This window comes from Pseudomonas sp. QLc11A, from assembly GCF_052112305.1.
Taxonomy (GTDB): Bacteria; Pseudomonadota; Gammaproteobacteria; order Pseudomonadales; family Pseudomonadaceae; genus Aquipseudomonas; species Aquipseudomonas laurylsulfatiphila.
Genome location: NZ_JAVAJJ010000003.1, coordinates 354,578 through 367,618 on the forward strand (window position 1 = coordinate 354,578; position 13,041 = coordinate 367,618).

The window sequence follows — 13,041 nt, forward strand, 5'->3', positions numbered from 1 at the left end:
TTATTGCAGTTGACAGATATGCATCAGGCCCCGAAGCCACCGTCGATGGTCAGGCTGGCCCCGGTGATGTAACCCGCTTCCGGGCTGACGAGGTAGGCGACGAAGCTGGCGATCTCTTCAGCCTTGCCGTACCGGCCCACGGCCATCAACGGGATCAGGCTCTCCGCAAAGTCACCCTCGGCCGGGTTCATGTCGGTGTCGACGGGACCCGGCTGCACGTTATTGACGGTGATGCCTTGCGGGCCGAGGTCACGGGCCAGGCCTTTGGTCAGGCCGACCAGTGCCGACTTGCTCATGGCGTACGGGCCGCCACCGGCAAAGGGCATGCGGTCGGCGTTGGTGCTGCCGATGTTGATGATGCGACCGCCTTCGGTCATGTGCCTGGCTGCGGCCTGGGTGGCGATGAACACGCTGCGTACGTTGATGGCCAGGGTCTGGTCGAAGTCTTCGAGTTTGAACTCGGCCAGCGGTGCGACGGCCAGCACGCCTGCATTGTTGACCAGGATATCCAGGCGACCGAAGGCTTCCACCGTGGCGGACACGGCGCCGCGGATCGCGTCGGCGTCGGCGCTGTCGGCCTTGATGGCCAGGGCTTTGCCGCCTGTAGCGGTGATGCTGTGTTGCAACTCTTCAGCTTTGGCTGTCGAGCTGACATACGTGAAGGCAACGGTCGCGCCTTCAGCGGCCAGGCGCTTGACGATGGCTGCACCGATACCGCGGGAACCACCTTGAATCAATGCCACTTTGCCGCTGAGGTTCTGAGTAGTCATGTCGATCTCCAAGTTCCGAGGCGAGGTGTCCCGGTTGATGGAGGCTAGTATCGATTCAGGATTACGAGCTGTGTAGGCCATAATTGCGATAGTCTGTGTAAACCAAAAGTTTATAGTGGCGTCTATGGAAACCTTCAGCAGTATCGAATGCTTTGTGCGCAGCGCCGAGGTCGGCAGCTTTGCCGAAGCGGCGCGACGCTTGAGCCTGACGCCGGCGGCGGTGGGCAAGAGCGTTGCCAAGCTTGAGGCGCGCCTGGGCGTCAGATTGTTTCAGCGCAGCACGCGCAGCCTGACGCTGACCGAGGCCGGTCAGTTGTTTCTCGGCGAAGTCAGCACCAGCCTGCACACCATCCAGAATGCCGTGGCCAACCTCGCCAGCGCCGGTGGGCAGCCAGCGGGTACATTGAAGGTCAGCATGGGGACGGTATTCGGTTGCCTGTACATAGTGCCGATGCTCGGCGAGTTTCTGCGGCGATTCCCGGCGATCAACCCGGACTGGCACTTCGACAACCGCCAGGTCGATCTGATCGGGCAGGGGTTCGACGCGGCAATCGGCGGCGGCTTCGAATTACCCCAGGGCGTAGTCGCGCGCAAGCTGAGTCCGGCGCATCGGGTATTGGTGGCTTCGCCGGATTACCTGGCGATACATGCGTCAATCACCGAGCCGGACGACCTCAAGCACCACGACGGGATTCTGATCCGCTCGCCGCAAACCGGTCGCGTGCGCTCCTGGCAGTTGACCCACCGCAATCAGCAACACAGCCCGTTGACGCTCAAGGCGCGGATGACCATGAGCGACTCCGAGGCCGCCTGCGTCGCCGCCGCACAAGGTCTGGGCATTGCGCTGGTGAGTATGCCGTTCGCCTCGGGATACCTGGAAGCGGGCAGGTTGCAGCGGGTGTTGCCGGACTGGTACATCGACGACGGCTACACCTCCATCTATTACGCCGAACATAAACTGCTGCCTGGCAAGACCCGGGCGTTTGTCGATTTCGTCATCGAGCAGTTTGCCGAGCGGGGGTTGGGGCAGAGGTTTAGTGCGGTTTGAGCAAGGCTCGGGATCGAGGCGTGGCCATCGCGGGCAAGCCACGCTCCGACAGGTATTGCGTCGTTCTCACCACCGCGATACGACACAGAACCTGTGGGAGCGTGGCTTGCCCGCGATGAGCGATAACGCGGTCTACCGGGCAAACCGCGCCGGCCAGCCGATGATGTTTTTCGGCCGCGGCGTCGCATAGGTCCGCACCTTCGAGGTCGACAGTCCCAACCGCACCAGCGATTCGGCAATGGTCACCGCCGCCGTCACCCCATCCACCACCGGTACCCCGGTACGCCGGCGAATCTGCTCGTCCAGCCCGGCCATGCCGCCACAACCGAGGCAAATCACTTCGGCCTTGTCCTGGGTCACCGCCAGTTCGGCCTGGTGCACGATGGCTTCCAGTGCGCGTTGCGGTTCGTGCTCCAGTTCCAGCACCGCCAGGCCACTGGCCCGTACCGAGGCGCAACGGTCCCACAGGCCCGAGAGCTTGAGGCGGTCTTCGATCAGCGGCACGGTGCGATCGAGGGTGGTGACCACGGAATAGGCGTGACCGAGAAACATCGCCGTGCTGGCGGCGGCATCGGTGATGTCCACCACCGGTACGTTGAGCAGTTCCTGCAAGCCTTCGCGGCCGTGCTCGCCGTAGCCGGCCTGGATTACCGCGTCGAATGGCTGGTCGTAGGACATCACCCGGTCCATGACCGCGATGGCCGCCAGGTAACTTTCGAAATTGCCTTCGATGGAGTCGGCGCCGAAGTGCGGGGTGAGGCCGACGATTTCCGTGCCGGGGGAGGCCACGGCCTGCGCCGAGCGGGCGATGGCCTGGGTGATGGATTCGGTGGTGTTGACGTTGACCACGAGAATACGCATGGGGAGTCCTTATTGCGGATGGTTCTGCGGCCCGACATTGCCGGGCCGCCATGGAGTCAATGGCTGACGTTTTCGACCGCGATGGCTTCACCGCTGACGTCGGCGTAGTGCGGCTGGCGCTTGGCGATGATCAGGTAGAGCATTCCGGCGATGCCGGCACCAATCAGCCAGGAGAACGGCGACACGCTGTGGAAACCCGGCACCAGGGCCAGGACGATGGCGATCAACGCTGCGGGAATGAACGCCGCCACGGCGCGCAAATTAACCCCGCGGCTGTAGTAATAAGGGCCGTTGGGGTCTTCGCTGTACAACTGCGGCACGTTGACCTGGCCTTTTCGAATCAGCCAGTAGTCGACCATGATCACGCCGTACAACGGGCCGAGCAGGGCACCGAGGCCGGACAGGAAATACACGATCACCAGCGGGCTGTTGTAGAGGTTCCACGGCAGGATCAGCACGGCGATGGTCGCGCTGATCAGTCCGGCGCGACGGAACGTCAGGTACTTCGGCGCCAGGTTGCTTAGGACGAACGCCGGGGCGACGAAGTTGGCCATGATGTTCACCGCCACGGTGACGATGAGGAACGCCAGGCAACCGAGTACCAGGAAGAAGCTGTTGGGGATCGAGGCGATGATTTCGGTCGGGCTTTCGATGATCCGGCCGTTGATCTGAAACTGCGCGCCGCACAGCAGGACAGTGATGCCGGCAAACACCAGGATATTCACCGGCAAGCCCCAGAAATTTCCGACCTTGATGGTCTTGCGGCACGGAGAAGAGCGGGCGAAGTCGCAGAAATTGAGGATCAAGGTACCGTAGATCGCCAGCCACAATGCGCCACCGGCAAAGATGTTGCGCCACATCTCACCACCGGTCAGCGGCTCACGGATCGACCAGGCAATGGTCGCGTTGGCCTGCAAGTACATCCACGCGGCGAGGGCGGCAACGGTCAGCAGAATCACCGGGCCGGCAAACGCTTCGTAGCGCCGCACCATCTCCATGCCATAGGCCAGGATCGCCAGTTGCACGAACCAGATCGCGACGAAACATACCCAGCCCAGGGTCGACAGGCCGAGGATCGAGTCGTGGTCGTAGTCGGCGAACCCGGGATGGATCGCCGTCAACAGCACACGAAAGACGACGGACGCGAGGTACGTCTGAATACCGAACCAGGCGATGGCGATCACGGCGCGGATCAACGCGGGAATCTGCGCCCCATGAATACCGAAACTGATCCGGCTGATGACCGGAAACGGCACCCCGGTTTTCTGGCCCATGTAGCCGGACAGGTTCATGAAGAAGTAAACCAGCGCCGCACCAATCCCCAGGGACAACAGGATCTGCCAGCCGCCCAGGCCCAGGGCATACAGGCCGATGGCAAAGGAGTAGTTGGCAATGTTGTGAACGTCATTGGTCCACAGGGCAAAGATGCTGTAGCGGCCCCAGCGTCGGCCTTCGGCCTTGGTCGGTGCCAGGTCCTTGTTGTGCAGTCGAGGACTGAGCACCACGGGGGAGTCATGCGCCTGATTGTCGGCGGTGTGGGTGGAATGGGGGGAGGGTAGATCCAGAGCGATATTGTTACTGGAGAGACTGGTACGCATTCCGGCAGGCTCCTGATGCTCGACGCCGCGATGACTGTGCATGAGCCTTGGCTCGACAAATCTTCGTCGCGGGTGGCGAATATCCTTGGTTACGGGGCATCTGCAGCCTGTACGGGATAGGGCGCTTCAGGCTTGCGGATCTAAAGTGTGTGTATGTTTTGAGGTGATTGTATACAAAACATGTATGCACTTAAGCTAGATCCATGCCAGTCGAGCGTTCTATGAACGGCGCTTTTCATTTCGTTTTGTTATGGCTTTTCGCCAAGTTATTGAAAAATTGACAATATAAATTGACCGTTTGAACAGGTATTTATTTTGAATGGGGGATTCAGGAGGGCGTGGCGGCTCACGGCGGAGGCAGGAATGTAACTTTTTGGGGCGCAAAAACTAAAAGTGCACACACAAATGGCACCTATGGTGACAATCCTGTGTACACATTTTTTAAGCTGCAGATAACACTGTAGGAGCGAGCCTGCTCGCGATGGTCGTCAACGATAACGCGGGGTGCCTGATACCCCGCTGCGTTCTCGGGTTCATCGCGAGCAGGCTCGCTCCTACAGTGGGCTTACGCTTTGGACTTGCTGATGATATTCCCCGCGTGCAACCCGCATTCCTTCTGCGTCGCTTCTTCCCACCACCAACGCCCTTCACGCTCATGCTGGTTCGGCAGTACCGGGCGGGTGCAGGGTTCGCAGCCGATGCTGATGAAACCGCGTTCGTGCAGGCTGTTGTACGGCAGCTCCAGCATGCGGATGTAGCCCCAGATCTCTTCGCTGGTCATTTGCGCCAGCGGGTTGAACTTGTACAGGGTGCGTTCCGCGGTGGAGAACGCGGTGTCGATTTCCATCACCGCGACGGCGCTGCGGGTGCCGGGGCTCTGGTCGCGACGCTGGCCGGTGGCCCAGGCTTTCACGCCGGACAGCTTGCGGCGCAGCGGTTCAATCTTGCGGATGCCGCAGCATTCGCCATGGCCGTCCTTGTAGAAGCTGAACAGGCCTTTTTCCTTCACGAAGGGTTCGAGTTTCGTGTAGTCCGGCGACACCAGCTCGATGTCGATCTTGTAGTGCTCGCGTACCTGATCGATGAAGCGGTAGGTCTCGGGGTGCAACCGGCCGGTGTCGAGGCTGAACACCTTGACGTTCTTGTTCAGCTTCCAGGCCATGTCCACCAGCACCACGTCCTCGGCGCCGCTGAAAGATATCCACAGGTCATCGCCGAACTCGGCAAACGCGAGTTTCAGGATGTCCTGGGCGGATTTGTTGGCATAGGTCGTGGCGAGTTCCACGACGTCGAACGTTGGGCTCATCAGGGCGGCTTCCTACAGGTCGGTGGCGCTGGGCGCTCTATATAGGGCCGATGGTAACAAAAAGCTGCATGGGCCGGGGCATCCTCTGCGTTGCGCAGGCAGGCCCGAGTCGCTAGAGTTCGGCAATCTTTTTGCTCGCTCGACTCAATAATCAATACAAATGGGAGTGTCTTGTGGAAATTGCCTGTCTGGATCTTGAAGGTGTGCTGGTCCCGGAAATCTGGATCGCCTTCGCCGAAAAAACCGGGATCGAATCCCTCAGGGCCACCACCCGGGACATTCCCGATTACGACGTGCTGATGAAGCAACGCCTGCGGATTCTTGACGAGCACGGCCTGAAGCTTTCCGACATTCAGGAAGTGATCGCTACGCTCAAGCCACTGGACGGCGCCATCGAGTTCGTCGACTGGCTGCGCGAGCGCTTCCAGGTGGTGATCCTGTCGGACACCTTCTATGAGTTCTCCCAGCCGTTGATGCGCCAACTGGGCTTCCCGACCTTGCTCTGCCATCGTCTGATTACCGACGACAGCGGGCGAGTCACGGGCTATCAACTGCGTCAGAAAGATCCAAAGCGCCAGTCGGTCCTGGCCTTCAAGAGCCTTTACTACCGGGTGATCGCGGCGGGGGATTCCTACAACGACACCACAATGCTGGGCGAGGCCGATGCCGGGATCCTGTTCCATGCGCCGGATAACGTGATCGCCGAGTTCCCGCAGTTCCCGGCGGTGCACACGTTTGAAGACTTGAAGCAGGAGTTCATCAAAGCCTCCAGCCGGGCCTTGAGTCTGTAGTCGTCTGACAGGGCCTCATCGCGGGCAAGCCACGCTCCCACAGGTTTTGTGTTGATCGCACAATTGTGGTTAGACACAAAACCTGTGGGAGCGTGGCTTGCCCGCGATGCGTTTAAAGGTTTTGCAGGGTATCGAGCAGCACCTTCACCTTGGTGATCGACTCCTGATACTCAGCCTGCCACTCCGAATCCGCGACTATCCCGCCGCCGCCCCAGCAACACACCTGCCCGTCCTTGACCAGCAAACTGCGGATGGCGATGGAGCTGTCCATCTCGCCGCGCACGTCCAGGTACAACAACGAACCGCAATACAGGCCGCGTCGGGTCGGTTCCAGTTCGTCGATGATCTGCATCGCGCGAATCTTTGGCGCGCCGGTGATCGAACCGCCGGGGAAGCTGCCGGCGATCAGGTCCAGAGCGTCTCGATCATCCGCCAGTTCACCGGTGACGCTGCTCACCAGGTGATGCACGTTCGGGTAACTTTCCAGGCTGAACAACTCCGGCACCCGGACCGAGCCGATGCGGCAGGTCCGGCCGAGATCGTTGCGCAGCAGGTCGACGATCATCAGGTTTTCCGCGCGATCCTTGGGGCTGGCCAGCAGTTCGGCGGCATTCGCGGCATCTTGCTCAGGCGTCAGGCCCCGAGGCCGAGTGCCCTTGATCGGGCGGGTTTCGACATGGCGCTGGCTGACTTTGACGAAGCGTTCCGGCGACAGGCTGAGTACGGCATCGCCGTCAGGCAAGCTCTGGAATCCGGAAAAAGGCGTCGGGCACGCTTCACGCAAGGCGCAATAGGCGGCCCACGAATCACCTTGGCAGGGCGCGCGAAACCGTTGGGCGAAATTGACCTGGTAACAGTCACCGGCCTGAATGTACTGCTGGATGCGCTCGATGGCCTGTTGATACTCATCAGCGCTCAAGTCGGCGGTCATCGGGGTGAGCAGTTTGAAGGGCGCGATCGCTTCAGGTGCCGGTTGGCTGAACAGCCCGATCAGGCGCTGACGCTCGCTGTCGGGCAGGGTCGGGTGGAACACCAACTGGCTGGTCAGCGCCAGGTGATCGCTGACCAATGCCCAGCCGTACAGGCCGAAACGCGCGTCGGGCAGATGCAGGTCGTCACAGGCCTGGCTCGGCAGGCGCTCCAGATGTCGGCCGAAGTCGTAACTCAGGTAGCCGATCAACCCACCGGCAAAAGGCAACTCATAAGGTGCCGGCAAAGAGGCTTCGCCCAGGCGTGTCAGGTTATCGCGCAGGCGTTGCAGGAAAGCCTCGCCACTTTCGTCGGGCGATACCGTCAGTTGTTCCAGCGGCCAGGCGCTGAGCAGGTCATAGCGGCCGCGGTCGGCGCTGGGGCGGCCGCTGTCGAGCAGCACGGCGCCGGGGGCATGGCGAATCGCCGCGAAGTAGTGGGCGGGGTTGGCGCGATAGGGCAGTGGGTGTACGGAGCAGGTCAACATGGGCGGGGGAGATCAGCCATTGAGGCGGGGTGGCGATTGTAGTCCCCTCGGGGAATTGCTCCTAGAGGGAGATGTCGGGGATTGGCAGGTTACGAGCGGCTGCGGGAAACCTGTGGCGAGGGGGCTTGCCCCCGTTGGGCTGCGCAGCGGCCCCCTGGTTTATCAGGTAGACCGAGTCAGCCTGGTTTGCGACGGCTGCGCCGCCGAACGGGGGCAAGCCCCCTCGCCACAGGGATCAACCCTCGACCGCAGGAATATGCCCAAACATCTCCTGCACAAACGCCACGCGCTCTTCGACCGTTTCGGTCGCGCCACGAGCCTTCAGGTCTTCCAGTCGTGCTTCCACCGCATGAGTACGCAACGTCAGCCCGCAGTCATTGGCAATCTGGATATTCAGCCCCGGCCGGGCGTTGAGCTCAAGGATCAGCGGGCCTTTTTCCTGGTCCAGGACCATGTCGACACCGATGTAGCCCAGCCCGCACAACTCATAACAGCCAGCGGCGAGTTTCATGAAACCGTCCCAGTAGGGCAGTTGCACGCCATCCACCGCGTTGGTGGTGTCCGGGTGTTTGTTGATGATGTTGTTAAGCCAGGTGCCGCGCAGGGTCAGGCCGGTGGCCAGGTCCACGCCGACGCCGATGGCGCCCTGGTGCAGGTTGGCCTTGCCGTTGGACTGGCGCGTCGGCAGGCGCAACATGGCCATCACCGGGTAACCCATCAAGACAATGATGCGGATGTCCGGCACGCCTTCGTAGCTGATGCTCTTGAAGATCTGGTCCGGAATCACGCGGTACTCGATCAGCGCCCGGTCGCGGTGACCGCCCAGGGAGTACAGGCCGGTCAGGATGCTGGAAACCTGGTGCTCGATTTCTTCATGGCTGATGATCCGGCCGGACACCGTGCGATAGCGTCCTTCGAAGCGGTCGGCGATGACCAGAATGCCATCGCCGCCAGCGCCCTGGGCCGGTTTGATCACGAAGTCATTGCGTGCGCCGATGATCTCTTCGAGATTGTCGATTTCCTTCTCGGTGGAAATCACGCCATAGAGCTCGGGCACATGGATGCCAGCGGCGATGGCGCGTTCCTTGGTGATGATCTTGTCATCGACGATCGGGTACAGGCTGCGCTTGTTGTACTTGAGCACATAGTCTGCGTTGCGCCGATTGATCCCCATGATGCCCCGGGCTTCCAGGGCTTTCCAGGTCTTCCAGAAGCCGAACATCAGGCGTCAGCCTTTTTCAGGAAGGCCTTGAAACGCACCAGTTCGGTCAGGCGATAGCCGCGATAACGACCCATGGCCAGCATGAAGGCCACCAGGATCAGCAGAATCGCCGGGAAAGTGAACACGAAGTACACCAGTTCCGGCACGCTCATGATCAGGTGCGCCAGGGACGCGGCGAACAGCGTGCCGATGGCCACTTTCATGGCATGGCCACCGCCGCGCTCTTCCCAGGTGATCGACAGGCGTTCGATGGTCATGGTCAGGATCACCATCGGGAACAGCGCCACCGACAAGCCGCGCTCCAGGCCGAGTTTGTGGCTGAACAGGCTGATCGCCGCGATCAGCACCACCACGAAGGTCAGTACCACCGACAGCCGCGGCAGCATCTGCAGTTTCAGGTGTTCGAGATAGGAGCGCAGCGACAGCCCCAACGCCGTGATGATGGTAAACAGCACGATACCGAAGCCGAGCTGGGTTTCGCGAAAGGCCAGGGCGATCAGCACCGGGGTGAAGGTGCCCAGGGTCTGGATGCCGATCAGGTTGCGCAGAATCAGGATCACCAGCACGCCGATCGGGATCATCACCATGATCATGAAGGTCTGCTGGGTTTGCAGCGGCAGGCCATACAACGAGTACTCGAGGAAGTTGGCGTCGGTGTTTTCGTCGGTCAGCTTGGCCAGGCGGATGGCGTTCATTTCGCTGTTGTTCAGGCTGAAGGTCACATTGGCCTTCTTGCCGCCGTCGACGGTGATCAGGTTTTCGTCGCCGGTCCACCACAGCAGGCGGTCGGTCGGCAACCCTTGCTCACCGGTTTCCGGGTTGAAGTACAGCCAGTCGGTGCCATTGAAACTGCGCAGCCACAGTTCCGGTATCTGCGGCTGGTCCGCCACCAGGCGAATGGTGTGGACCTTCTCGATCGGCACGTGGGCGATGGACAGCAGCAGCTCGACGATTTTCGCTTTGTGCGCGGTGGATGGATCACCGGCCAGCAACAGTTTCACGTTGTCGTCGTTGAGGTTGTTGACCCGCTTGATGGCTTCGCCGACGAAGGTTTCGACGTCGGCCGAGTGCTGGCGAATCGGTGCGAGCAGGGCTTCGGCGGCGATTTTTTCCGGGCCTTCGATGGTGATGCTGTCGCGAAAGGTCGGGCCTTTGATCTTGGCCTTCTCGCCGGAATAACGCTTGGTCAGCACCAGGCGGTAATACAGCGTCTGATTGCCTTTGGCCCGGCGTGCCGACCAGGTGACCTTGCGGTTGCCGTCGACCCGGTTCACGGCCACGCCGTAGTTATTGGAGATGAAGCTCTCGTTGAGGCTGACGAAGTCGCGGCTCAGCGGTGGCACGAACATCTGGATCTTGACCGGATCCTTGGCGCTGGCGACGAACTCGACCTTGGCGTCGATGTTCCACAGGTCGTCAGTGGCGTCTTCGGTCACCGGGATGCCCAGCACGAAGATCTGATAGGCCGTAACTGAAATGCCCAGCACCACCAGGATGGCGATCAGCAGTTTCAGATGAAGGGTAAGAGAGCGCATTTGAATTACTCGGCGGTATGAGCGTCGGTGGTGCAGGCGGGTTTGCCGGCAGCATATTTAAGGCTGGGGTCAACCAGGGCATCGAAACGCTTGAGCGCTTCGGAGCCAATCAGGAGCGGGTATTGGAACGCGCTACGGTCGGTCAGGTTCACTTCGATGCTGCGCAGGGCCGAGCCCATGCAGATGTCCAGTTCGATCACGGGGCGGGCGGTGTACTTCTTGCCTTCCTCGGGGTCGTAGTCGCCGGCCCGGCGCTTGATCTTGCTGACACGGGCCAGCGGGCGTTCGATCGGATGCGAATGGGCGGCGTCGATGGCCAGGTAAAACCGCACCCAGGATTCGCCGTTGCGTTTGAAGCGTTTGATGTCCCGTGCACTCAAGGAAGCGGTTTTCGCCCCGGTGTCGAGTTTAGCCGCCACTTCCAGGTCGATGCCATTGAGCGATGCGTACTCATTGAGGCCGTACACGGTCTTTTCCCCGGCCAATGCGAACCCGGGCAGGCAAAGAAAGTAAAGGAAAGCAGGGAAGGGCTTGAGTCTCATAAATCCTGGTGCGCAGCGGTCCGACTTGATTCAAGGCCCTGGCATCGCTGCGCAAGCTCCCTCGTATGCCTGGCAGGTTTATATGACAGGCAGTGCAGATGTGACAAACAAATGCGGCGGCATTCTAGCACGGTGGTTTGACGGCGCCAGCGCTGGCCGGTGGCTATAAACCAGCGGGTTGCTTCGTTATGGTGCAACCGGTTATCAGAAGATTGTCGACAATATCGATTTAACCTTTGACTGCGCTCCCGGTATTCGTTAGTTTTTGCGGCATTGGCTCACAAGGTGTCGACAATATGCTGGATCAACTCGATCCCCCGGTTTCTACGCAAGACGATACGGAGACACTTTCCGAGAACGTCTTCCGCCGCATTCAGGCGGCTATCGTCAAAGGCGAGATCGCGCCGGGCAGCAAAATCTCCGAACCGGAGCTGGCGCGTACCTACGGCATCAGCCGTGGCCCGCTGCGTGAGGCCATCCATCGCCTGGAAGGCCAGCGCCTGCTGGTACGCGTGCCGCATGTCGGGGCGCGGGTGGTGTCGCTCAATCATGCCGAGCTGCTTGAACTGTACGAAATCCGCGAATCCCTGGAAGGCATGGCATGTCGCCTGGCCGCCGAGCGCATGAGCCTCGAAGAAATCGACGAGCTGCGTCGGGTGCTGGAAACCCATGAGCGTGATGAGGCATTCCAGGCAGGTCGCGGCTACTACCAGCAGGAAGGCGATTTCGACTTCCATTACCGAATCATCCAGGGCAGCGGCAACCGCACGCTGACCCAAATGCTCTGCGGCGAGCTCTATCAATTGGTGCGCATGTACCGCATCCAGTTTTCCACCACGCCCAATCGCCCGCACCAGGCGTTCGCCGAGCACCACCGCATTCTCGATGCCATCGCCGACCGTGACGGTGAGCTGGCCGAGTTGTTGATGCGCCGTCACATCGGCGCCTCCAAACGCAATATCGCCCGTCATTACCAGGACGGCGTCAACCCGACAGCCAAACGAGGTGAGTCATGAGTTCGAACAAGAGCACACCAGGTCAGCGTTTCCGCGATGCGGTCGCCAGCGAACATCCACTGCAAGTGGTCGGCGCAATCAACGCCAATCACGCGCTGCTGGCCAAGCGCGCCGGTTTCAAGGCGATCTACCTGTCGGGTGGCGGGGTGGCTGCCGGCTCCCTCGGCTTGCCTGACCTGGGCATCACCGGCCTGGATGACGTGCTGACCGACGTGCGCCGTATCACCGACGTCTGCGATCTGCCATTGCTGGTGGACGTGGACACCGGTTTCGGTTCCTCGGCGTTCAACGTCGCTCGTACCGTCAAGTCGATGATCAAGTTTGGCGCGGCGGCGATTCATATCGAAGACCAGGTCGGCGCCAAACGCTGCGGCCACCGTCCTAATAAAGAGATCGTGACCCAGCAGGAAATGGTCGACCGCATCAAGGCTGCCGTCGATGCCCGTACCGATGACAGCTTCGTGATCATGGCCCGTACCGACGCCCTGGCGGTGGAAGGCCTGGAGTCTGCCCTGGATCGCGCCGCTGCCTGCATCGAAGCCGGCGCCGACATGATTTTCCCGGAAGCCATCACCGAACTTGAGATGTACAAGCTGTTCGCCAGCCGCGTGAAAGCGCCGATCCTGGCCAACATCACCGAATTCGGCGCGACCCCGCTGTACACCACCGAGCAACTCGCCGCTGTCGACGTGTCGCTGGTGCTGTACCCGCTGTCGGCCTTCCGCGCCATGAACAAGGCCGCGGAAAACGTCTACACAGCACTGCGCCGCGATGGCACGCAGGCGAATGTCATCGACACCATGCAGACTCGCATGGAGCTTTACGATCGCATCGACTACCACACCTTCGAGCAGAAGCTCGATGCGTTGTTTGCCGCGAAGAAGTAACGAACACCC

Annotated in this window: 12 protein-coding genes; 4 read left to right on the forward strand and 8 right to left on the reverse strand. The window is 60.9% G+C overall.

The window, feature by feature from the left end:
• Nucleotides 1-23 precede the first annotated feature (23 nt).
• Nucleotides 24-770 (reverse strand): 3-oxoacyl-ACP reductase family protein, encoded by a 747-nt coding sequence (locus Q8X48_RS07150; RefSeq protein WP_407799535.1) that lies wholly within the window; start codon nt 768-770, stop codon nt 24-26.
• Between the two features lie 124 nt (nt 771-894).
• Between Q8X48_RS07150 and Q8X48_RS07155 the strand changes: the two genes are divergently transcribed.
• Nucleotides 895-1,818, forward strand: coding sequence for a LysR family transcriptional regulator (locus Q8X48_RS07155; protein ID WP_407799536.1), 924 nt, complete (start codon nt 895-897; stop codon nt 1,816-1,818).
• 132 nt (nt 1,819-1,950) lie between these two features.
• Here Q8X48_RS07155 and Q8X48_RS07160 read toward each other — a convergent pair whose 3' ends face one another.
• The 3 genes from Q8X48_RS07160 to Q8X48_RS07170 form a co-directional block, all read right to left on the reverse strand.
• Nucleotides 1,951-2,679 (reverse strand): aspartate/glutamate racemase family protein, encoded by a 729-nt coding sequence (locus Q8X48_RS07160; protein ID WP_008017624.1) that lies wholly within the window; start codon nt 2,677-2,679, stop codon nt 1,951-1,953.
• Between the two features lie 56 nt (nt 2,680-2,735).
• Complete coding sequence (locus Q8X48_RS07165; protein WP_407799537.1) at nt 2,736-4,277, reverse strand: NCS1 family nucleobase:cation symporter-1; 1,542 nt, start codon at nt 4,275-4,277, stop codon at nt 2,736-2,738.
• A 565-nt stretch (nt 4,278-4,842) separates the two neighbouring features.
• Entirely contained in the window at nt 4,843-5,583 is a 741-nt protein-coding gene (locus Q8X48_RS07170) for a phosphoadenylyl-sulfate reductase (RefSeq protein ID WP_102673279.1), read from the reverse strand.
• Nucleotides 5,584-5,756: 173 nt separating this feature from the next.
• Here Q8X48_RS07170 and thrH point away from each other — a divergent pair, with 173 nt between their 5' ends.
• The gene (gene thrH / locus Q8X48_RS07175) at nt 5,757-6,374 is read left to right on the forward strand and encodes a bifunctional phosphoserine phosphatase/homoserine phosphotransferase ThrH (protein ID WP_407799538.1); all 618 of its coding nucleotides are present in this window, start codon (nt 5,757-5,759) and stop codon (nt 6,372-6,374) included.
• A gap of 112 nt (nt 6,375-6,486) precedes the next feature.
• Here the strand turns inward: thrH and pabB are convergent, their stop codons facing one another.
• The 4 genes from pabB to rloA form a co-directional block, all read right to left on the reverse strand.
• On the reverse strand, nt 6,487-7,830 hold the full coding sequence (gene pabB, locus Q8X48_RS07180) for an aminodeoxychorismate synthase component I (protein WP_407799539.1): 1,344 nt from the start codon (nt 7,828-7,830) through the stop codon (nt 6,487-6,489).
• Nucleotides 7,831-8,065: 235 nt separating this feature from the next.
• Nucleotides 8,066-9,052, reverse strand: a complete 987-nt coding sequence (locus Q8X48_RS07185) for an alpha-L-glutamate ligase-like protein (protein WP_407799540.1) — start codon at nt 9,050-9,052, stop codon at nt 8,066-8,068.
• Nucleotides 9,052-10,587 (reverse strand): osmotic stress tolerance membrane protein RloB, encoded by a 1,536-nt coding sequence (gene rloB / locus Q8X48_RS07190; RefSeq protein WP_015096073.1) that lies wholly within the window; start codon nt 10,585-10,587, stop codon nt 9,052-9,054. The genes Q8X48_RS07185 and rloB overlap by 1 nt, the downstream gene beginning before the upstream one ends.
• A gap of 5 nt (nt 10,588-10,592) precedes the next feature.
• A complete protein-coding gene (rloA, locus tag Q8X48_RS07195) occupies nt 10,593-11,129 on the reverse strand; it encodes a retropepsin-like aspartic peptidase RloA (RefSeq protein ID WP_015096072.1) in 537 nt (178 codons plus the stop codon).
• 296 nt (nt 11,130-11,425) lie between these two features.
• Between rloA and Q8X48_RS07200 the strand changes: the two genes are divergently transcribed.
• Together Q8X48_RS07200 and prpB are read left to right on the forward strand one after the other, a co-directional pair.
• Nucleotides 11,426-12,145, forward strand: coding sequence for a GntR family transcriptional regulator (locus Q8X48_RS07200; RefSeq protein WP_007971537.1), 720 nt, complete (start codon nt 11,426-11,428; stop codon nt 12,143-12,145).
• On the forward strand, nt 12,142-13,032 hold the full coding sequence (gene prpB / locus Q8X48_RS07205; protein WP_015096071.1) for a methylisocitrate lyase: 891 nt from the start codon (nt 12,142-12,144) through the stop codon (nt 13,030-13,032). The genes Q8X48_RS07200 and prpB overlap by 4 nt, the downstream gene beginning before the upstream one ends.
• The last annotated feature ends 9 nt before the right edge of the window (nt 13,033-13,041 follow it).

Bases quoted from the DNA above. Each gene is read 5' to 3' on its own strand.
- Q8X48_RS07150 (WP_407799535.1), bottom strand. From the start codon at position 770: ATGACTACTCAGAACCTCAGCGGCAAAGTGGCATTGATTCAAGGTGGT.
- Q8X48_RS07155 (WP_407799536.1), top strand. From the start codon at position 895: ATGGAAACCTTCAGCAGTATCGAATGCTTTGTGCGCAGCGCCGAGGTC.
- Q8X48_RS07160 (WP_008017624.1), bottom strand. From the start codon at position 2,679: ATGCGTATTCTCGTGGTCAACGTCAACACCACCGAATCCATCACCCAG.
- Q8X48_RS07165 (WP_407799537.1), bottom strand. From the start codon at position 4,277: ATGCGTACCAGTCTCTCCAGTAACAATATCGCTCTGGATCTACCCTCC.
- Q8X48_RS07170 (WP_102673279.1), bottom strand. From the start codon at position 5,583: ATGAGCCCAACGTTCGACGTCGTGGAACTCGCCACGACCTATGCCAAC.
- pabB (WP_407799539.1), bottom strand. From the start codon at position 7,830: ATGTTGACCTGCTCCGTACACCCACTGCCCTATCGCGCCAACCCCGCC.
- Q8X48_RS07185 (WP_407799540.1), bottom strand. From the start codon at position 9,052: ATGTTCGGCTTCTGGAAGACCTGGAAAGCCCTGGAAGCCCGGGGCATC.
- rloB (WP_015096073.1), bottom strand. From the start codon at position 10,587: ATGCGCTCTCTTACCCTTCATCTGAAACTGCTGATCGCCATCCTGGTG.
- rloA (WP_015096072.1), bottom strand. From the start codon at position 11,129: ATGAGACTCAAGCCCTTCCCTGCTTTCCTTTACTTTCTTTGCCTGCCC.
- Q8X48_RS07200 (WP_007971537.1), top strand. From the start codon at position 11,426: ATGCTGGATCAACTCGATCCCCCGGTTTCTACGCAAGACGATACGGAG.
- prpB (WP_015096071.1), top strand. From the start codon at position 12,142: ATGAGTTCGAACAAGAGCACACCAGGTCAGCGTTTCCGCGATGCGGTC.